Raw genomic sequence first — 19,043 nt, forward strand, 5'->3', positions numbered from 1 at the left:
TGGTGCCACCACCCGGATGGCACCAGCGATTAAACGCCACCGGTAGTGGATGTGCGTCCAGACATCTGCACCGAATCCATCTGCACCTGAAAGGGTGGGAACGGTATGACCAGATTGTGTTGGCGGTAACTTTCCAGAATCAATTGATGTAGCTGATGACGCAACGGCATCCGGTGCCCCATTTCAGCGGCAAAAATGCGTAGCTCGAAAATCTGGATACCCTGTGTCAGATCCACCAGAAAAACTTCCGGCGGCGGATTATCCAGAACCAGATCACTCTGTTTTGCCACCTCCAGCAATAGTTCCGTCACTTCCTGGCTATTGGCCTGCGCCGGGGCCGGAACACTTACCACCACGCGGGTCACGGAATCGGACAGCGACCAGTTGATAAACTGTTCGGTAATAAACGCTTTGTTGGGAACAATGATCTCTTTACGGTCCCAGTCTGAAATGGTCGTGGCCCGGGTGTTAATCCGCATGACACAGCCAGTGAGATCGTGGATCGTGACGGTATCGCCAATACGAATCGGCTTTTCGAACAGAATAATCAGGCCAGAAATAAAGTTGGCGAAAATCTCCTGCAAGCCAAAGCCCAATCCCACGCCCAACGCAGCGACCAACCACTGTAGTTTCGCCCACTCAATGCCAATCATCGAGAACCCGATCAAACCACCTATTAGCATCAGCAGGTATTTACTGACTGTGGTGATGGCATAACCGGTGCCGGGTGCGAGCTCGATATGCTGTAACAGCGCCAGTTCCAGCAAGGCGGGTAAGTTTCGCATCAACTGTACGGTGATGAAAAAAATCAGCATGGCAATCAGCACTGCACCAAGGGTAATTGGTTGCACGCTTTCCACCCCTTTCACGGTACTGGTGACATCCCATAGACTGATATTTCCCAGAAACGCAAAGGCGGAATGGATTTCTGACCACAACGCAATCACCGAAACCAGCGCGATAAGTGTCAGGATTGAACGCACCAGTTTTAGTGATTTGGCGCTGATAGCATCCAAATCTACTACCGGTTCTTCCAATGTGTCGCCACCGATGTCATAGCCGCTGGACGATAGCGATTCTTCTTCCCCCCGCGCTCGCTGGGCCAGGATTTCGGCACGACGTTGTCTGGCACGATCAAAGGCAATGCGACGGCGCTGAATCAGCATCCAGCGACGAATGATGTGATAAACCACGAGCAGGAAAAACCAGATGGCCACGGACGTTTCCAGCCGGGCCAACAGCGCCTGGGATGTCGTCAGATAACCCAGACTGGCGGCCAGCGCAGCCACTAGCGGCATGAAAATCAGGATGTTCCACATGCCACGGTTGGCTGGATTTTCCCCGGAACCGGCTTTATCCAGATAGAGTGGAATGCCAGCCCGCTTGAGGCTGGTGGTTACCAGCGTGAGGGCCATACACAACAAGATAAAACACAGGCGCCCCAGCGTACTGGAAAATTCACGGTCATTAAGATTGTCAAACGTGATAAGCGCCATGATCAAGGGGACGATAAAACCGATAGATAGCTGGTAATAGCGCATAGCCCGAGCTACCCGTATCGGGGACCAGCCAAAGTGCACGATGAACAGCCCCTGCCGATGGGCAAACGCTGCACTGATCATCACTACCCACATCAGTGGTACGGTAGCAGTAACACTGTCGCCGATAGCCACGGCCACCGGATAAGGCCAGGCATTCTGCAAGCCATATCCCAGCGCGGCCCACAATACCGGGAGTGGAATAGCCACCATAACCGACCAGAATACCGTGCGTAGAGTCAGCATAAAATGGTCTAGGGTGACTTTACCCACCCGATCGCTGGCACGCTGCATAAAGGCATGGTAATGACGACGAGAGCCAACACTGAACCCTACCAGCAGCAATGCGCCCAGCAGCGGTAACAGCGTATCGCGGCTGGTGACCATCATGATCATGGCCCTGCCGAGTTGGGTCAGCGTGTCCAGCGACAGCAGCAATGATAAATCTTTCAGCAGTGTGATTGGGTAGGCGAAGGTTATCGGTTCGACGTCCGCCACCCAGAACAGGTAACGGTGTGCGGCCTCACGAATTTCTAACAACGCGTCTTCCAACTGATTATTGGCGACTTTCAGCTTGGTCAATTCAAGGACCAGTGTGTCGCAACCAGATATCAGAGAGGTCAGTAATTCACGTTGCGTGCGTAGCTGATCGTCAAGGATTTTTTGCTGCGCGGTGGTCAGTGGTGAGCCATTATCCTGTCTGGCCAGCTCGGTTTTTGGTAGTTGACTGAGCAAATCGTCATAATGCAGCCGCTGCACACGCAATTGGGCCATGTCTCTGTCCAGTAACTGGGGCTTTGGCATGTCGGGCAGGCGAGCGACCTGGGCGCGCAGCGTTTCCCCCAAGGCGGTCGAAGAGCCCAGCCATTGCGCCTGTTCGCGCAATGTACTCAATGCCTGATGTACCTGAAGCGTCTGTGCCGCAGCCTGACGTTGCTGTGAGGAAATCAGGTCCATACGCTGTGCCTGCTGATTCAGTGCTAACGACAATTCGCGATTAATCTGTAACGGTTTGGCAATGATGGTGGGTAAATCACCACTCTGCTCTGCCAGTAGCTCTGTGCGCTCCAGTGCTTGTTCCGCTTCCTGCTGTCGCAAGGTGTTTATTGTGTTGCGCTGGGTTTGCAGCTGATTATCCAGTCGATCACGCTGTTTCTGGTAAAGCTCGCCACGCAGGCGCGACAGTTCCTGTCGGTTGCTGGCGGAAAGCTGAGCCAGCGCCAACTCATCGACACGACTTTTACGCAGCGCCGATTCCGCCTGCAGGGCGGCGAGTTGGGCTTGTCCGAGCGGGGTATTCGGCACACCCAGCGCCTGAATTCGTCGCTCAATATCACTTAGTGCACGGTTGGCTTCGGTTTGTTGCTGTGGCAGTTGGGACAGTGAATCGATGATTTCCCGTAGCCAATCCTGCTCTTGCTGTAGTAGGCGGCTCCGCTCCAGCAACTGGCTGCTGGTTTGTACAATCTGCTGTTCAAGATCGTTAATCGAAAGGTTATGCGTGGCAGGAGGCGATTTGTTGTCCTCGGCAGTCAGTTGCTGATGTAGTTGCCGGGTCAGTTTCGGGAAATCATCAATCACGTTCTGGTACTGCGCGGCCCGTTGTTGTGCTTCCTTGCTTTCATTGAGCATACGCAGGGCGGATTGTAGTTCTTTAATTATGTCTGCCTGATTAGGCAGGCTTTTATTACTTTCCGCCTGTTGCAAATCCTGACGCAGTTGCGCGTCGGTGGGGATTTTGGCGGCTAGCGATGCGGTTGATAACAGGCATCCCAGTAAGAAAATCAGTATCAGACGCACGGCTAGCCTCCCTTAATCATTGTAGCGTGGTGTTTATGGGGTGCAGTCTGCTCCATCCGGCGTGTCAGCGTTGGTTTCTACCGTGTGCGGTTCTTCGGCGAAAGGTTCACCCACACGAGTGACACTGTGGCTGGCAAGAGTAGACATCAGTTGTACACTGCCGGCGGCAAACAGGTTGATCACCGTCGAGCCCAGCTTGAAGCGCCCCATTTCCTGACCTTTTTCCAGCACAATTGCGCCTTCACCTTCGGCGGGATAGGTCCAGCGTTTGATGATGCCTTCACGTGGCGGCGTTACTGTGCCTGCCCATACGGTTTCGATACTGCCAACAATGGTCGCCCCTACCAGGATCTGCGCCATCGGGCCGAACGGTGTGTCAAACAGACAGATAACCCGTTCGTTACGGGCAAACAGATTGGGGACATTTTGGGCAGTCAACGGGTTAACGGAAAACAGATCACCCGGGACATAAATCATCTCGCGCAGCACACCATCACAAGGCATATGCACGCGATGATAATCCTTTGGTGACAGATAGATGGTGGCAAACAGACCGTCACGGAACAGGTCAGCCATGATGTAGTTGCCTGCCAGCAGCGCTTCCAGTGTGTAATCGTGGTTCTTGGCCTGGAGGATTTTGCCGTCAGTAATGCTCCCCAATTGGGAAATAGCACCATCAGCAGGTTGTACCAGCCGGTGGGCGTGCGGATCAATCGGACGGATACCCAGACGCAGAGGACGGACAAAGAATTCGTTGAAAGTGCGGTACGCGGCAGTGTCTGATTGCTGCGCTTCCTTCATGTTGACCCGGTAGCAGCGCACGAACAGGTCGATAACCAGTTTGGTCAGGATACCTGCCTGTCGCTCCGCGCCCCAGCCAGCCAGACGTGTCAGCCATATTTTCGGCAACAAATATTGTAGAGCTATCTTGATACTATCCAACACAGTGAACCTCTTGGATTAATGATGCGCCAGGGTGGAAAAGGGCGCATTGTAGCGATGGATGCGATAAATGTCAGTTATCTGAATCGGAAAAGGATTTACGCGTTTTTACCTGTGCCATGCTGTCCAGGATACTGTGGTAATTTTCAAACCGCTCCGCCGCAATCTCACCCCGTTCCAGTGCCGCACGGATGGCACAGCCTGGGTCGTTATTGTGTTTGCAGTCGCGGAATTTACAATTGCCGAGGTAATTCCTGAATTCGATAAAACCCTGAGTCACCTGTTCCGGATTCAGATGCCAGAGACCGAACTCCCGCACGCCGGGAGAATCGATAACATCACCGCCACTCGGAAAATGGTACAGACGGGACGCTGTTGTGGTGTGTTGACCTAATCCAGAATTGCCGGACACATCGTTGACCACGATGCGTGCGGCCCCTGGATAGAGCAGCGAGTTGAGCAGACTGGATTTTCCTACCCCGGACTGACCGGCAAAGATACTGATCCGTCCGGTCAACGCGGCTTCCAGTTCCGGAATACCCTGCTGAGTGTGGCTGGAAACCATCAACACCCGATAGTGCAGTGCACGGTAAATATCCATCAGTTTTTCCACGAATTTCAGGGACTCGTCGTCCAGCAGATCGATTTTGTTCAGCACCAGCATCGGCTCGACTTCCAGTGTTTCGCAAGCCACCAGATAGCGGTCGATCATATTTAAAGACAGTTCGGGGAGGATAGAGGACACGATCACGATCTGATCAATATTGGCGGCAATCGGTTTAATACCGTCATAATAATCGGGACGAGTCAGTACCGACTGGCGTGGGTGTACGGCTTCCACGATACCGCTGATGCCGGACAGCGCCTCATTGCCGGCACGCCAGACTACGCGGTCTCCGGTGACCAATGACGAAATGGTGCGGCGAAGATTACAGCGATGTAGCGTGCCGTCGACGGCTTCCACGTCGGCATGCATGCCAAAACGACTGATGATGATGCCTTCCTGAGCTTCACTCAGTTGGTTGTCATCCCATTCTATCTTGTTATCCGCGTGCTTCAGGCGGCGCTGATGATTGGCGCTGACCCTACGCTGCTGACCTTTCGACAGTTTCTTTTTGCTCACTAAGCCTCACTTGATACTGCAATTATCGCCCGTGGCGATTGAAGCGACTATAATACACGCTATTTTGTTTTAATTAACCGATGCCGGATGTTTGTCCACACCTTGTGGCCTTCATGGCAGAAACCGGCACACAAAATCACAATAGGACCTTCCCAATGGTAGATGAAAACAGACTGATCTGGATCGATCTTGAAATGACGGGACTGGATCCCGAGCGTGACCACATCATTGAAATCGCCACGCTGGTGACCGATGCCAATCTGAATGTGCTGGCGGAAGGGCCAACACTGGCGGTACATCAACCAGATAGCCAACTGGCGTTGATGGATGACTGGAATGTTCGTACTCATACTGGCAGCGGACTGGTTGAGCGGGTGAAGGCCAGCCAGTTTAGTGAACGCGCCGCTGAGCTGGAAACGTTGAAATTTCTGCAACAGTGGGTCCCGGCAGGAAAATCACCAATTTGTGGCAACAGCGTCGGACAGGATCGTCGTTTTTTATTCCGCTATATGCCTGAGCTGGAAGCCTATTTTCACTATCGGTATCTGGATGTCAGCACGCTGAAAGAGTTGGCGATCCGCTGGAAGCCGGAAATTCTAACCGGATTCACGAAGCGTAATACGCATCAGGCGTTGGATGATATTCGTGAGTCGGTGGCTGAGCTGGCCTACTATCGTGAGCATTTTATCCAGCTCTGATCTCTGTTCGACCACAGCGGAAACGTGCTGGAAATAGTGCCAGGAAAAAAAGTGTTTCCGGGACAAGGTGTTACCTGGCGAGTTGTTGCTTTTATCTGCAATCAGGCACAAATTCTGCTCCAGGGGCTTGCAGAGCAACACTTTTCTCGTATAATTCGCACCCCGTACCGGCAATGAAATGCAGGTACGGCGCAACACTCCCGAGCGGGAATAGCTCAGTTGGTAGAGCACGACCTTGCCAAGGTCGGGGTCGCGAGTTCGAGTCTCGTTTCCCGCTCCAATTCTTCTTCATTTCTTCCTGATAGACATCCATTCAAATCTGTCATTGGTCCATTCAGAAAGTGCGTGTTTTTTGACGCGTCCGACGCTATCCGACCATATTCACTGTTAAACCCCCACATTATCTGTAGCGCCTCCATCAGAAGATGACCAGTTTGAGCTCACAAGGAGGTGCTTGCAGCGCCTGTATGATCTGCCCATTATCACCGTTATGTACACCTTGCCATCAAACTCAGCCTACTGCGCGGTTTCTGGTTATTGCTGGTGCAGGTTCCAGCCATTATCCGTGAAGATTTCATCATTATTCTTGTGTGCTGGGATCGCTGATCGGTTGATGTACCAGGACGACGTAAGCCAGCGCGCCCAGTACCGTAATACCGGCACAGATCGTCAGTGCCAGATGAAATGAATGCGTGGTGTCTACAACCCAGCCGGTAACGATGGGCGCGAACGACGCAAAGATAAAGCTGGCGAAGTTCTGGATGCTGCCTACCGAAGCGGTCATCCGTGAGGCGACCGCGACGTGGATGAGTCCCCAGCAGGAGGTTCCAGCGAAGTGAATGCAAAACAGCGCCATACCGATCAGCAAAACGGCGCTTATGGTGGTCGTCGCCTGGGGAACGACAAAGGTAAATGCAGCAGACAACAGCATACCAATAACGATGCTGAGTTTGCGGCTCTTGATGGGGGCCATACCCCGCTTAACCAGGAAATCAGTCACATAGCCATTGGAGAGCATTCCTGCTGCGCCAAACAGGAAAGGGATAGCCGCCATTAGCCCGGTGCTTTTCAGGTCCAGGTTATAAGTACTTTGCAGATAGCCCGGCAACCATGCCAGATATAGCCAGGCTGTGTAGTTAATGCCGCTGAAGCCCAGCATCATGCCCCACATTGTGCGGTGACGGAATAAACCACGCCATTCGCGAAAACTCATGGGGTCACGGCGGTTATTCACACTGCCAGCATTAAGATAGGTCTGCTCTGCATCGGTCAACGCAATCTGCTCGCGATTGCGATAGAGCATATACCAGCCAATGGAGAGAAAAACCCCCATAATCCCGATAGTGACAAACATCCCCCGCCAGCCGATAGTGATTAGCATCGCCGCCAGAATGGGCGGACTTATTGCCAGACCGATGGTGGATGCCGCATTAAAGAACCCCATCGGGCGTCCGCGTTCTTTGATGTTAAACCAATCATTAATGACCTTTACACCGCAAGGATTCATCGGCGCCTCACCAATCCCCAGACCGATGCGGATCAGTACAAACTGAGTGAAATTGTGTACCAACCCGGACAACGCCTGGAACAGTGACCAGAAGAACATTCCCAGTCCCAGCATAATGCGTGGTCCTTTACGATCCAACAACGGACCACAGGGCAGTTGGGCGATGCCATATGCCAGTGAGAACACCGATAACAACACGCCAATTTCCGTGGCGCTTAAGCCCAGTTCCGTACGAATTGTCATATTGGCTACTGACAGAGAACTACGGTCGAGATAATTAATGACTGCGGCAAAAAATAACAAAATTATTGCCGTAGTCTGAATGCGTTTAATACGAGTGCTGGGTTGAAGAATTCCATTTTGTGGCGTGGAATTACCAGCACTGCCTGTTTTATTAAAATCATTCTGCCCATCAATTGTAATATGTGTATTATCCACACTTTACTCCTGGATATTTATTATTTCTTTTTCGCTAAAATTCTGGCGTCAAAGAGAGGGAAATGCGGTTTTTAATTTATGCGCATGAGACTATTAAATTTAACCGCTAACTCACTAACAACCGGGTAATTAAGTCGACTTGGGATGAGCGTAGAATGCATTGAATTTATTTTCGCTGGTGTTTTTACAATTTCGTGCTGTTGATAATAATTTCCTGTTTTTAATCGGTACTTAATGATTGAGCGGTTCAATATTGATTGATGGAACGAATCATCGATTGTTTTGCGGTTTCCAGATGATTACGCAATGCCAGCGTGGCATCCAGGTCGTTACGGCAGATCAAGGCGCTGAGGATGGTCATGTGTTCATCAACAGCAATAATGTTGCGTTGTTTTAAATCACTCTCATCCCACTGATAATGAAAATGGAAAATAACAGATATGATCTCAAGGGATTGATTGAAAAACGTATTTTTAGCAGCGGAAAGGATCAGAGCGTGAAAATCACGGTCAAGCTGGGAGAACATGCGGTAATTGTCGCCAATGCTGTCACGTAACAATCGGTGGCGTTCAAGCAGGGCTTTGGCCTCCAGCCATAATGGATCATGTTCTGGCCGGTTCAGAAAGTGTTGTAATGAATGGATTTCCAGCATTTCACGTAATTCAAAGAGTTGTTCAGCATACGACTGATCAAACTGTTTCATGCTCCACTGACCGCGACGTTCACTGACGATCAGATTGTAGCGGCAAAATTTCAGCAGATATTCGCGTACCACGACCGGGCTAACGCCAGCGGCTCTGGCCAGTTGCAGTTCAGAGAATGTTTCACCACTTTTTAGCTGGCGCTGATTGATCATATTGAAAAAAGCCTGCTCAAAAATCCGGTTTTGTTCGTCCAGCGGCGCGGAAATGCACTCAAAACCGTCATGGTGCCCAGGTGTTCGTATGATGCTGTAGTCCCTGCCTACTTGCGCCAAGACGCCTTGTTCCGTGAGGTGGTTTAAAATATGGCGGACGGTGGTGCGGCTGATATTGTACATTTCGGCCAATGCCGACTGGGAAGGTAGCGGTGAAGGGATATGGCCGCGGACCATCCCGTCAATAATCTGGTTAATCACGTTGTGGCGGAGATTTTGTGAGCGGCTCATTTTCAGGTTCCTGTTTTTTTTGTTATTAAAACCATATTTAAAACATTTTTTTTCGTGATGAATCACAAATTATGTTTGTGGTTTAAACCTATTTAATTTTTTCATTAATAACTGTCGTAATACAGAAAGGGAGATTTAAAAAATGGTTATGATGAAATCATTGGTGTGTTTAGAACCAGAAAATATGCTTTTCCAGCAGCGTAATAAGCCCATTCCGGCAGATAATGAGGTGTTGATAAAAATAAAGACAGTGGGAATTTGTGGTACGGATATTCATGCCTGGGCGGGGAAACAACCTTTTTTCAGTTATCCACGGGTGTTAGGCCATGAAATATGTGGGGAGGTGGTCGGTCTTGGCAATAATATTCATGATATACGAATCGGAAAACAGGTCGTAGTTATCCCCTATGTGGCCTGTAAAAAATGCCCGGCTTGCTTGAGTGGGCGTACTAATTGCTGCGAAAATATTTCAGTGATTGGTGTACATCAGGATGGTGGATTTAGTGAATATCTGAGTGTACCGGTGACTAATATTTTATTGGCGGAGGGGATTGATCCTGAATCTGCGGCATTGATTGAGCCATTTGCTATCAGTGCTCATGCTGTTTGTCGGGCAGAGATCAAACCCGAAGAGCCGGTGCTGGTGGTGGGGGCCGGGCCTATCGGGTTGGGTGTGGCGGCGATAGCCAAGGCGGACGGCGCTCATGTGTTGGTTGCAGATACCAGTGCGGAACGACGTACTCATGTACAACGGTATCTACAGCTTGAAGCATTGGATCCTGCGCAGGCAGATTTTGATGCGCAGTTGCGTGAGAAATTCAGTGGCTCGCTGGCGCAGAAGGTGATCGACGCCACCGGCAATCCGCTGGCGATGAATAACACCGTTAATTTGATTCGTCACGGCGGCAGCATCATTTTCGTCGGACTGTTTAAAGGGGAATTGCAGTTTTCTGATCCTGAATTCCATAAGAAAGAGACCACCATAATGGGAAGCCGTAATGCAACCCTGGACGACTTTGCCAAAGTGGGGCGCTTAATGGTTGAGGGCAAGCTCAGGGCCGAGATGATGTTGACCCACCGTTACCGTTTTGATGTGCTGGCCGATGTTTATGAAAAGGATGTGATTAATAACCGCGATCTGATCAAAGGCGTCATTCATTTCTGAATCTGTTCAATCGGTGTCCCGCTGTGATGTTGAACGTTCTGTGGATAGTGATGTTAACCGTGAAATGTTGCTGTCGCGCCTTATCGCGCGACGCACGCTTACCGATTTTAGCGCGGTGACGGTTCCCCGGTTGCCAGGAAGGGCACTCTTGCATGTCGTTTTACATGTATAGATACAAAAAGACATCCTTTTATATAAAAAAGTCTTTTTAGACTCACTCAGTTTCAAATGCTCATACACTGCGCCTTCTCTATTGATAAACTAAATGATATCAATAATCATTACTGTTTAATCGAACATCCTATTTCCAGGGGCGAGTTCATTGTTAGCTACATTCGTTATCGGGCTGCGTGAGGGGTTGGAAGCGGCGCTTATCGTTGGCATTATTGCGGCTTTTTTACGTAAAAATGGCAAAAGTCTCACTGCCATGTGGGCGGGGGTTTTTCTGGCCGTTCTCCTTTCTGTGATTGTCGGTGTCGTGCTTGAAATGACTGAACACGCGTTACCTCAGGCAAGCCAGGAAGGGATGGAGGCGATTATCGGTGCTGTCGCCGTCTTCTTTGTCACCGGCATGATTATGTGGATGAATACGCATGCTCATAATATGAAGAGAGCGCTGGAAAACGAAGCCGCACAGGCCATCAGCCAATCCAGTGCCTGGGCGCTGGCCAGTATGGCGTTTCTGGCCGTTCTCAAAGAGGGCTTCGAGACGAGCGTTTTTTTGCTGGCTACTTTCTCAGTGGCGCAATCTGCCGCGTGGGCTGCCATCGGCGCTGTTATCGGTCTGATCATGGCAGTCATTATTGGCTGCGGTATCTATTTCGGCGGCGTTCGTATCAATCTGTCTCGATTTTTCCGTTTTACCGGTCTTTTCCTGATCCTGGTCGCGGGGGGATTGATTATTACCTCTCTGCGCAGTGCCCATGAAGCCGGTTGGCTTAATATCGGCCAGGAGCGGATTGCCAACCTCTCCTGGTTGGTGCCACCGGGTTCGATACAGTCTGCATTGATCACCGGTGTGCTTGGTATTCCGGCAGACCCGTGTTTGATAGAAGTGCTAGGGTGGTTTTTCTATATTGCTATCGTTGTCCTGTTTATCTACTGGCCCTCAGACCGTCGTCCTTCGACAAAAGTAGCCGTACGTTGGCTGTTGAGTAGTGCTCTGGTACTGGCTTTGTCTGCCTTGTCATTGTTCCTGTATTACCCCAAGCCCACGTTGCAAATACCGAATACTGCACCCTTGGTCAGTAACGAGACACAAAACCCAGCCGGTCAACTGACACTCCTGAAAAAAGCGGACAATGGTTATCAGCTAAACGTGATATCAACCGGCAGTAAACCCAGAATATTGAATTTATCCACTGATGCGCAGGTGAAGGGTAACCATGATGGGTTTGTGGTCGAGATGTGGTCGATCAGACGGTCACTGACACCCGAGGACGCGCCTAAGGTACTGACCCTGGATCAAGTCGTTGAGCTCTATGGTAACCGTATTCCTATTGGCCTGAATCCCTCACAGCATCCTGGCCCCTATCAGGCGGAATGGACAGTTCACTGCGCCATTGATGTCTCTATTGCTCAAGGGGTGTTACTGAACGCCAGCGGGCATTCCGATGATGTTGTCACGCTCTCGGGAAGCGGTCTTCAATCACCAAGAACTGTCACCGCCCGTAATGATAAGCCTATGTCTGCATGTCACTGGCAGGTGGCCCGCGCCTATCGACAAAACGTTGAGGCGGCGCTGCAACGGATGCAGACGCTTCAGGATTCTTCCCGTTTCTGGGCCGTAATACTGCCCCTCTTTTTAACTGTACTCGCGCTTATTTTTGTCTTTTGCGCATTACGGATGTCATGGACACACCATAAGCAACGACAGCCGATATCTGCCAAAAACAGCCTGTTATTTAGCCCCGCAAAATCGACGACATTACCTGAAAATAACCAAAGGAAATAAACTCATGTCTAAAAAAATAGTTAAGCGAAAAGAACCGCTGATGACCGTTGCTGGCCTGACTACACTGCTAATGTTTTCGATGGGGGCTTCGGCAAATAATGCCATGTCTGCTCCGGTAAAAAACGGTGTTTCACAAGTGAATATCACTATGACGGGGGCAGACGGCGGCACCTGTATGATTGACAACAATTCAGCGAAAGCAGGTCCGATTACGTTTAATGTTATCAATAAGACCGCAACCGCCATTACCGAAGTCGAGTTGCAGAGCAATAATCGTATACTTGGTGAGAAAGAAAACCTTGCCCCTGGTCTGCCGGCCGTGAAATTTACGCTGACCCTTGATGGTGGCAAATATCAAATTTATTGCCCGGGCGCCAAACAGGAAATGATCAATTTTACCGTTACCGGTAAAAGCGCAATTCGGCCTACTGGCAGTACCGCGACGCTGCTGGCGCAAGGTACGAAAGACTACGCTATCTATGTAAATGGTGTGGTTGATGCCATGGTTGTTGCTGTTAATCGCCTGGCCGCAGATATTAATGCCGGCGATTTAAGCAAAGCGAAAGCTGATTATGCTAAAGCGCGCCCTTTCTATGAACGTATTGAATCCAATGTAGATGGCTTTGTGCTGCCTGGCTTCAAAGCCACCAATAATGCCGGTAATCTTGACTATCTCATTGATATGCGAGCGTCTAATCTCGACCCTAAAGTCGGCTGGCACGGATTCCATGCGATTGAACGTGACTTGTTTGGTCGTGGTGAAATTACCCCGGATACCAAAAAATTGTCCAGTGAACTACAACAGAATGTCGCCAAACTGGACACGCTGGTTAAAGGGCTAACCTACAAACCAGAAGATTTGGCTAATGGTGCAGCGGACCTGTTGGAAGAGGTTCAGAACACCAAAATTAACGGGGAAGAAGAGGCATTCAGTCACATTGACCTGGTTGACTTCGCTGGCAATGTGGAGGGTGCCGAACAAGCCTTTTTTGACCTGCGGCCTGGCCTTGAAAAGATTGACCCGGATTTGACCAGGCAGATTTCTGCGCAATTTGCAGTCGTGCATAATCAGTTGGAAATGTATCGCGATCCTAAGGTTGCCGGTGGCTATAAATATTACACTGCCGAGCTGAAAGCTGCCGATGCCGCGAAACTGAGCCGCACTATTCAGGCGTTACAAGAGCCGTTGTCGAAAATCGGCGAGAAAGTAGCGGCTAATAAAGGAGCTTGATCCATGAGCCATAAACACTATTCGGACAAGATCGGCACGTTTTCACGCCGTGATTTACTGAAAGGTGCAGTTGCCAGCGCTCTGGTCATTCCGGTAGCCAGTTCTGCGCACAGCCAGGCGGTTGCGGCGAGCGATCCCGACGACATGATTGATTTGTCACACCAGCATGCTTTTTATGGTGTGGGTGGTCAGCCGGGGATAAGTACGCCACCTCAGCGCTATATCATGTTCATGACGTTTGATTTGACGACCTCGAGTCGGCGGGATTTGCAGGTATTACTGGCACGTTGGTCATCGGCTATTGCGCAGTTGATGAAGGGGGGAACTATCGGACAGGTAGAACCCCTCAGAGAGAGTGGCGTAGGAATGGATACGGGTGAAGCGCTGGATTTGGGCCCCGCCTCGTTGACCGTGACGGTCGGTCTCGGTCCACGCGTGTTTACGGATACTTTCGGTCTTGCCCAACAGAAACCCGCCCTGATGCGTGAATTGATTCCATTGCCTAGTGATAACCTGCAAGCGGAATTGAGCGGGGGAGACCTTTCACTGCAAGCCTGCGCCGATGACCCGCAAGTTGCTTATCATGCCATTCGCGATCTGGCGCGTATTGCTAAAAGCACCGGTGCGGCAGCGACGCGCTGGACACTGATGGGATTTGGTCGTGCTTCTGCGGGAAAAGGGCAGTCGACGCCACGTAATCTTTTTGGTTTTAAGGACGGCACCCGTAATATCACCGAGAAAGCCGATTTCGATAAATACGTCTGGATCAAAGACGGTGGTCCAGCGTGGCAACAGCAGGGCTGTTATCAGGTGGTGCGTAAAATCAAAATGCACATTGAGAACTGGGATACCGATCGCGTAAGCGATCAGAACAACATTTTTGGACGACACAAAGTGTCTGGCGCACCGCTCAGCGGGAAAAAAGAGTTTGATACCCCTGACTTTGATAAGACAGATTCCGAAGGAAACTTGATTATTCCCGCCACATCTCACATTAGTCTGGCCGCGCATGAGAATAATCAAGGCACAAAAATTCTGCGTCGTTCCTATAACTATACTGACGGACTGAATAATATGGCCCAACTGGATGCCGGCCTGTTATTTATCAGTTATCAGAAAGACCCTGCACAGTTTGAAAAACTTCAAACCAAATTAGGGGCGTCCGACGCGATGAATGAATATATTTCGCATATTGGTTCGGGGATTTTTTTTGTTCCTCCCGCGCCAAAGGAAGGTTCTTATATTGGTGCCGAAATGTTTGATGTTTAAATAAGTTTTATCTCTTTTTGCCTGGCGAGTTTGCAATTAGGCAGATTCTATTGACGATGAGAGGGGAATATTGGCAGTTTGCCTGATATTCCCCTCTCAGCACGCTGGCCGGTTTTAGCGTGGGGACGGCTTTTTAAGCGGAAATGAGACAAACGGTTTGATCTCTTTGAGTACAAACATGCTTTGCATCTCTTTGATGCCGGGTAAACGCCTAATCACCGACATGGCGAACTCGGCATAGGAATCCAGATCCGGCGAGACGACCTGCAATAAAAAGTCGGCATCGCCGCCAATGCTGTAGCAGGACACCACGTTTTCCAAATCAGTCACTTCTTGTTCAAACTTGCGCGCTTCCGCTTGGCTGTGGCTATCGATACTGACCCGGACAAAAACCATCACCCCGAGGCCAATTTTGCGCCTGTCCAGCACTGCCCGATAACCCTGAATAATGTGGTCTTCTTCCAGCTTACGCACCTTGCGCCAGCAAGGTGAAGATGACATTCCTATTTTGTCGGCCAATGTCTGGTTGGTAATGCGGGCATCTTTTTGCAGTAAGGTCAGAATTTTAATATCTGTCAGGTTTAATGTTGATTCGGTCATATTATTTCTTAAATGGCGACTGAATAGGTAAATATTACCTTTATTAGCGGAAGGTTCAACAGTTAAAGGCAACCCTTTTCTTTTTTCAGCAGGCATAATATCGGCATTCAATGATGTTATTTATGTATTGGTAATAATTATGATATAAATCAATGTATTGAAATTAAAATGGAGCCTGTTTCCACAAGAATGGCAGCAATAAAAGAGAAGGATAAATGATGTTGGAACCTACACAAATTCTGGCTTATATCTCGGCATTGGGGTTGGCTGCGGCCATTCCGGGACCAGGGATGACCGCGTTGGTTGCCCGTAGTGTGAGCGGTGGGGCGATAGCCGGTTTTTCCATGCTGTTTGGTTTAATCATTGGTGACCTGACTTACCTCTCTTTTGCGGTATTCGGTCTGGCGGTGGTGGCACACAGTTACAGCGCGTTGTTTACGTTAATCCGTTGGGGCGCGGCGGCTTATCTCGCCTGGCTGGCCTGGCAATTCTGGGCGCATAACCCACAAACCATCAATATCGATCAGAAAACCCGTCGCGGGGAGCTGACTTCAGCCTGGCTATCGGGGTTGACCATTACGTTGGGAAATCCGAAGACCATCGCTTTTTATCTCGCGTTATTGCCGCTGGTTATCTCGCTGAATACGGTTTCGCTACGAAGTTGGGGATTGGTGCTGGTGCCGTTGACTATTAGCGTGTTGCTGGCGGTCGGTGCGATGTTTATCCTTGGCGCGCTCAAAATCAGACATTTTCTGGCCAGCACTCATGCCCAACGGCTGTTATTCAGGACGGCCGCGTTTATTATGGCCGCCGCTGCGTTGGGGATGATGCTGAAAACCCACTAGTCGGACCGGTGGCTAATACGCTTCCCCTTCACCAAATGCGCCTTCGACCAGGCAGATTTTTGCGGCAAATTCGGCACCAGCAGAAAGCGCTTGCGTCGGGTCACGGTGAGCGTGTAGCGACAATAGAAACGCGGTAATAAAGGCGTCACCTGCGCCCAGCGTATCGACAGGAGTAACCCGTAGCGGGGATTGATGCAGCCACCGTGTGCCATCGTATAACATCGCGCCTTCAGCGCCTCGGGTGGCGACCGCGTATCGACTGCCGGCGAGGTTTGCCGCCTGTAACAACGATGTCGTCTCCTCCAGTGAATATTGCGCGCAGGAGAAAAAGGCAAAGTCGAGATAAGGGCACAATGCCAGTGCGGCGTCGCACTCAAAGTCGTCGGAAAAGTCGTAAGACAGCCATCCTGACAGGTGGGCCAATGCTGGCAGGAACGGATCAATATAACTGTAACTGCTGGTGTGGATAATATCGAAATCGGCAAGCCAGTCCCGGTGTTCCAGAATAAACGACAAGGATTCGGTTTGCCTCACGCCTCCTCGATTAGAGCCGAGAAAAATGCGCTCTCCTTCCTGCAAGGTCAGGCTGGCGTAACCATTTTCGCCCGCTACCTGACGACAGTGCGTAATATCAATCTCTCGGCTGGCGAGTACGCGAAGCAGGTGATCGGCGGCGGCGTCGTTGCCAAAAATTCCCAGATAGGCTGATGTGACGCCCAGCATATCGGCATACACGCTAAAATTGAGCGCATTTCCGCCGGGATAACGTATTCGTCGGTGTTCATACTGGTCGACAACATTATCGCCAATGCCGATCACTTTCATGTGCAGACCTCTTTGATTAATAGTCAACTTTACCCATATAACGACGGGTGTCCAACGGATGTTGCCGGATAGCGGCCAGTGCGGCGCGGTAGTCGCACATAATGCTGTAGAACAACACCGGATTAAAGTAATCCACTATCGAGGTCGGAAGGGTATTCAATCCTAATTCGTTGGCGTCAATCACTTCCGTTTTTTCAGCATAACGATTAAGGAAGGACAGGGCTCGCTCATCCAGCGGGCGGGTTCGTCCCGCGTTCATCATCAGAATAAACGGTACATTACGATCGGTGACTTCAAAAGGACCGTGAAAGAACTCTCCACTATGAATGGCGGCGGCGTTAAGGCGCTGCATTTCCATCAGCGAACAGATGGCGAATCCATAGGCGTGTCCGTATGACGCCCCGCTGGAAAGAATATAGAACAATGATTCATGTTGATAACGTTCGGCGAAGTGGCGGCAACGCTCCGCCACCTGCGGACGGGCCTGTTGAATAATCGCGTCAATCTGGTCAAATCCCTGCTGAAAGTCATGCCAGCCAGCATAGTTCTCAGTTTGCCGCAAAACATCAACGCACAGGCTTAATATCAACGCCATCGGATTATCAATCACCGGGCTCTGTTCACCCCAGGTATAGAGCTGGCTATGGTCGGCCCAGTGAATTAACTGTGCGTCGGGATTATGGGTGAGGGTAATGGTGGTGGCGCCGCGGGCTTTCGCCAGCTCTGCCGCCGCAACGGATTCTGGCGTGTTACCACCGTGCGAGCAGATAATCACCAATGATGTCTCGCCAAGTACCCGGGGCGTTGCATATACGAACTCATTTGCGGTCATCATCCCGTTACGTAACCGCAGGCTTTCCTCATTCAGGAAATAGTGAGCGGGATACATATCAACCAGCGACCCACCGCAGGCGACCAGAAAAATATGTTGCAGCTCGCGATGCTGAAAATGTTGGGCGATAAGTGACTTAATCACTGGCATGGTATGCATGGTGTCTCCGTGGTGTTATTCGCCATAGACGTTGAAATTAAAGTATTTTTTTGCTAACTGGTCATAGGTGCCGTTAGCACGTATTGCCGCAATGGCGCTATTTAGCCGGGCTTGTAATTGGGTGTCCGCTTTTCTCAGACCAATGCCGGTGCCGGGGCCGAAGATTGCCGGATCTTTCACCTGCGGTTCAGCTAACATGAAATTTTTCCCCTGGGGTTTGTTCAACAACGCCGCGGTGACTACGGTCGCGTCATCCAGCGTTGCGTCCAGGCGTCCGAGTGTGAGATCGGCATAAACAGATTCCGCATCCGGATAGGTGACTATCTCAACACCCGCATTGCGCCAGTGTTTATTGGCGTAGGCTTCAAACACGGAACCCTGCTGTACGCCAAGCCGTTTGCCTTTTAGCGACTCGATTGTGGGTTTCAGCCCGCTGTTTTTACCGATGACCAGATAAGCCGGAGTATTAAACAACTTGTCACTGAAGGCGATGGCCTTTTGGCGTTCTGCAGTAATGGAAAGTGAGGAGAGGATGGCGTCAAATTTCTTGGCTTGTAGCGCAGGAATCAACCCGTCAAAACTGTTTTCTACCCAGACACATTTCACTTTCAGCTCGCTACACAGCGCATTACCCAAATCAATATCGAAACCGGCCAGTTCGCCCTGGGGCGTTTTATATTCGAAAGGAGGAAATGTCGGGTCGGTACCAAAACGGATTTGTTGTGGTATGGCGGCACCAATGGCACTGGCGGATTGTATTAATGCCAATGATGTCAGCAACCCGATGAAAACAGTTCTTATCGTCATATTGGATCCCCTGGTGTTTAAACTGTACCAAAAAACATACCATAGGAGTGGATATACGATGAATCAGATTGACTGCGCAACCTTTTTTGTTGCTAAATAGGCCAAAAATAAGTGATGGTCTGTTATTTGAATATGTTATATTCATCACGGTTGTGTAATTTAC

General features: G+C 50.3%; 15 protein-coding genes and 1 tRNA gene. 7 read left to right on the plus strand and 9 right to left on the minus strand.

Annotation, left to right across the window (positions count from 1 at the left end; all coding sequences use genetic code 11):
* Window positions 1–29: 29 nt before the first annotated feature.
* From mscM to rsgA, 3 genes are all read right to left on the minus strand, one after another.
* Window positions 30–3,338 (minus strand): miniconductance mechanosensitive channel MscM, encoded by a 3,309-nt coding sequence (gene mscM, locus CWC46_RS05235; RefSeq protein WP_021017311.1) that lies wholly within the window; start codon window positions 3,336–3,338, stop codon window positions 30–32.
* Between the two features lie 33 nt (window positions 3,339–3,371).
* Window positions 3,372–4,283: an archaetidylserine decarboxylase gene (asd, locus tag CWC46_RS05240; protein WP_021017310.1), complete on the minus strand. Its 912-nt coding sequence runs from the start codon at window positions 4,281–4,283 to the stop codon at window positions 3,372–3,374.
* 70 nt (window positions 4,284–4,353) lie between these two features.
* Window positions 4,354–5,403, minus strand: a complete 1,050-nt coding sequence (rsgA, locus tag CWC46_RS05245) for a small ribosomal subunit biogenesis GTPase RsgA (protein ID WP_021017309.1) — start codon at window positions 5,401–5,403, stop codon at window positions 4,354–4,356.
* 155 nt (window positions 5,404–5,558) lie between these two features.
* Between rsgA and orn the strand changes: the two genes are divergently transcribed.
* Complete coding sequence (gene orn / locus CWC46_RS05250) at window positions 5,559–6,101, plus strand: oligoribonuclease (RefSeq protein WP_021017308.1); 543 nt, start codon at window positions 5,559–5,561, stop codon at window positions 6,099–6,101.
* A 204-nt stretch (window positions 6,102–6,305) separates the two neighbouring features.
* Window positions 6,306–6,381, plus strand: a tRNA-Gly gene (locus tag CWC46_RS05255).
* A gap of 300 nt (window positions 6,382–6,681) precedes the next feature.
* Here the strand turns inward: CWC46_RS05255 and CWC46_RS05260 are convergent.
* A complete protein-coding gene (locus tag CWC46_RS05260; protein ID WP_021017307.1) occupies window positions 6,682–8,046 on the minus strand; it encodes an MFS transporter in 1,365 nt (454 codons plus the stop codon).
* Between the two features lie 247 nt (window positions 8,047–8,293).
* Entirely contained in the window at window positions 8,294–9,193 is a 900-nt protein-coding gene (locus CWC46_RS05265) for a GntR family transcriptional regulator (RefSeq protein ID WP_021017306.1), read from the minus strand.
* A gap of 142 nt (window positions 9,194–9,335) precedes the next feature.
* On the opposite strand from CWC46_RS05265, the gene CWC46_RS05270 reads away from it, so the two are divergent.
* The 4 genes from CWC46_RS05270 (at window position 9,336) to efeB (ending at window position 14,812) form a co-directional block, all read left to right on the plus strand.
* Window positions 9,336–10,358, plus strand: coding sequence for a zinc-binding alcohol dehydrogenase family protein (locus CWC46_RS05270; protein WP_021017305.1), 1,023 nt, complete (start codon window positions 9,336–9,338; stop codon window positions 10,356–10,358).
* A 322-nt stretch (window positions 10,359–10,680) separates the two neighbouring features.
* Window positions 10,681–12,312 (plus strand): iron uptake transporter permease EfeU, encoded by a 1,632-nt coding sequence (efeU, locus tag CWC46_RS05275; RefSeq protein WP_021017304.1) that lies wholly within the window; start codon window positions 10,681–10,683, stop codon window positions 12,310–12,312.
* Between the two features lie 4 nt (window positions 12,313–12,316).
* Window positions 12,317–13,543 (plus strand): iron uptake system protein EfeO, encoded by a 1,227-nt coding sequence (gene efeO, locus CWC46_RS05280; protein ID WP_021017303.1) that lies wholly within the window; start codon window positions 12,317–12,319, stop codon window positions 13,541–13,543.
* A 3-nt stretch (window positions 13,544–13,546) separates the two neighbouring features.
* Complete coding sequence (gene efeB, locus CWC46_RS05285) at window positions 13,547–14,812, plus strand: iron uptake transporter deferrochelatase/peroxidase subunit (protein WP_021017302.1); 1,266 nt, start codon at window positions 13,547–13,549, stop codon at window positions 14,810–14,812.
* A 114-nt stretch (window positions 14,813–14,926) separates the two neighbouring features.
* On the opposite strand, the gene CWC46_RS05290 is transcribed toward efeB, so the two are convergent.
* Entirely contained in the window at window positions 14,927–15,412 is a 486-nt protein-coding gene (locus CWC46_RS05290; RefSeq protein WP_037382467.1) for an Lrp/AsnC family transcriptional regulator, read from the minus strand.
* A gap of 218 nt (window positions 15,413–15,630) precedes the next feature.
* Between CWC46_RS05290 and CWC46_RS05295 the strand changes: the two genes are divergently transcribed.
* On the plus strand, window positions 15,631–16,257 hold the full coding sequence (locus tag CWC46_RS05295) for a LysE family translocator (protein WP_021017300.1): 627 nt from the start codon (window positions 15,631–15,633) through the stop codon (window positions 16,255–16,257).
* 12 nt (window positions 16,258–16,269) lie between these two features.
* Here the strand turns inward: CWC46_RS05295 and CWC46_RS05300 are convergent, their stop codons facing one another.
* Genes CWC46_RS05300 through CWC46_RS05310 form a run of 3 tightly spaced genes read right to left on the minus strand, consistent with a single transcriptional unit; the run spans window position 16,270 to window position 18,880 of the window.
* Complete coding sequence (locus tag CWC46_RS05300) at window positions 16,270–17,082, minus strand: PfkB family carbohydrate kinase (protein WP_021017299.1); 813 nt, start codon at window positions 17,080–17,082, stop codon at window positions 16,270–16,272.
* Window positions 17,083–17,098: 16 nt separating this feature from the next.
* The gene (locus tag CWC46_RS05305; protein WP_021017298.1) at window positions 17,099–18,073 is read right to left on the minus strand and encodes an SIS domain-containing protein; all 975 of its coding nucleotides are present in this window, start codon (window positions 18,071–18,073) and stop codon (window positions 17,099–17,101) included.
* A 15-nt stretch (window positions 18,074–18,088) separates the two neighbouring features.
* Window positions 18,089–18,880, minus strand: coding sequence for an ABC transporter substrate-binding protein (locus tag CWC46_RS05310; RefSeq protein WP_021017297.1), 792 nt, complete (start codon window positions 18,878–18,880; stop codon window positions 18,089–18,091).
* Window positions 18,881–19,043 lie beyond the last annotated feature (163 nt).

Origin of the sequence: Prodigiosinella confusarubida, from assembly GCF_002847015.1 — a bacterium.
Taxonomy (GTDB): Bacteria; Pseudomonadota; Gammaproteobacteria; order Enterobacterales; family Enterobacteriaceae; genus Prodigiosinella; species Prodigiosinella aquatilis.

What these genes read in the sequence shown, in the direction of transcription:
- efeB (WP_021017302.1), top strand. Translation starts at nt 13,547, where the DNA reads ATGAGCCATAAACACTATTCGGACAAGATCGGCACGTTTTCACGCCGT.
- CWC46_RS05310 (WP_021017297.1), bottom strand. Translation starts at nt 18,880, where the DNA reads ATGACGATAAGAACTGTTTTCATCGGGTTGCTGACATCATTGGCATTA.
- orn (WP_021017308.1), top strand. Translation starts at nt 5,559, where the DNA reads ATGGTAGATGAAAACAGACTGATCTGGATCGATCTTGAAATGACGGGA.
- CWC46_RS05295 (WP_021017300.1), top strand. Translation starts at nt 15,631, where the DNA reads ATGTTGGAACCTACACAAATTCTGGCTTATATCTCGGCATTGGGGTTG.
- CWC46_RS05265 (WP_021017306.1), bottom strand. Translation starts at nt 9,193, where the DNA reads ATGAGCCGCTCACAAAATCTCCGCCACAACGTGATTAACCAGATTATT.
- CWC46_RS05300 (WP_021017299.1), bottom strand. Translation starts at nt 17,082, where the DNA reads ATGAAAGTGATCGGCATTGGCGATAATGTTGTCGACCAGTATGAACAC.
- CWC46_RS05270 (WP_021017305.1), top strand. Translation starts at nt 9,336, where the DNA reads ATGGTTATGATGAAATCATTGGTGTGTTTAGAACCAGAAAATATGCTT.
- CWC46_RS05290 (WP_037382467.1), bottom strand. Translation starts at nt 15,412, where the DNA reads ATGACCGAATCAACATTAAACCTGACAGATATTAAAATTCTGACCTTA.
- efeO (WP_021017303.1), top strand. Translation starts at nt 12,317, where the DNA reads ATGTCTAAAAAAATAGTTAAGCGAAAAGAACCGCTGATGACCGTTGCT.
- CWC46_RS05305 (WP_021017298.1), bottom strand. Translation starts at nt 18,073, where the DNA reads ATGCATACCATGCCAGTGATTAAGTCACTTATCGCCCAACATTTTCAG.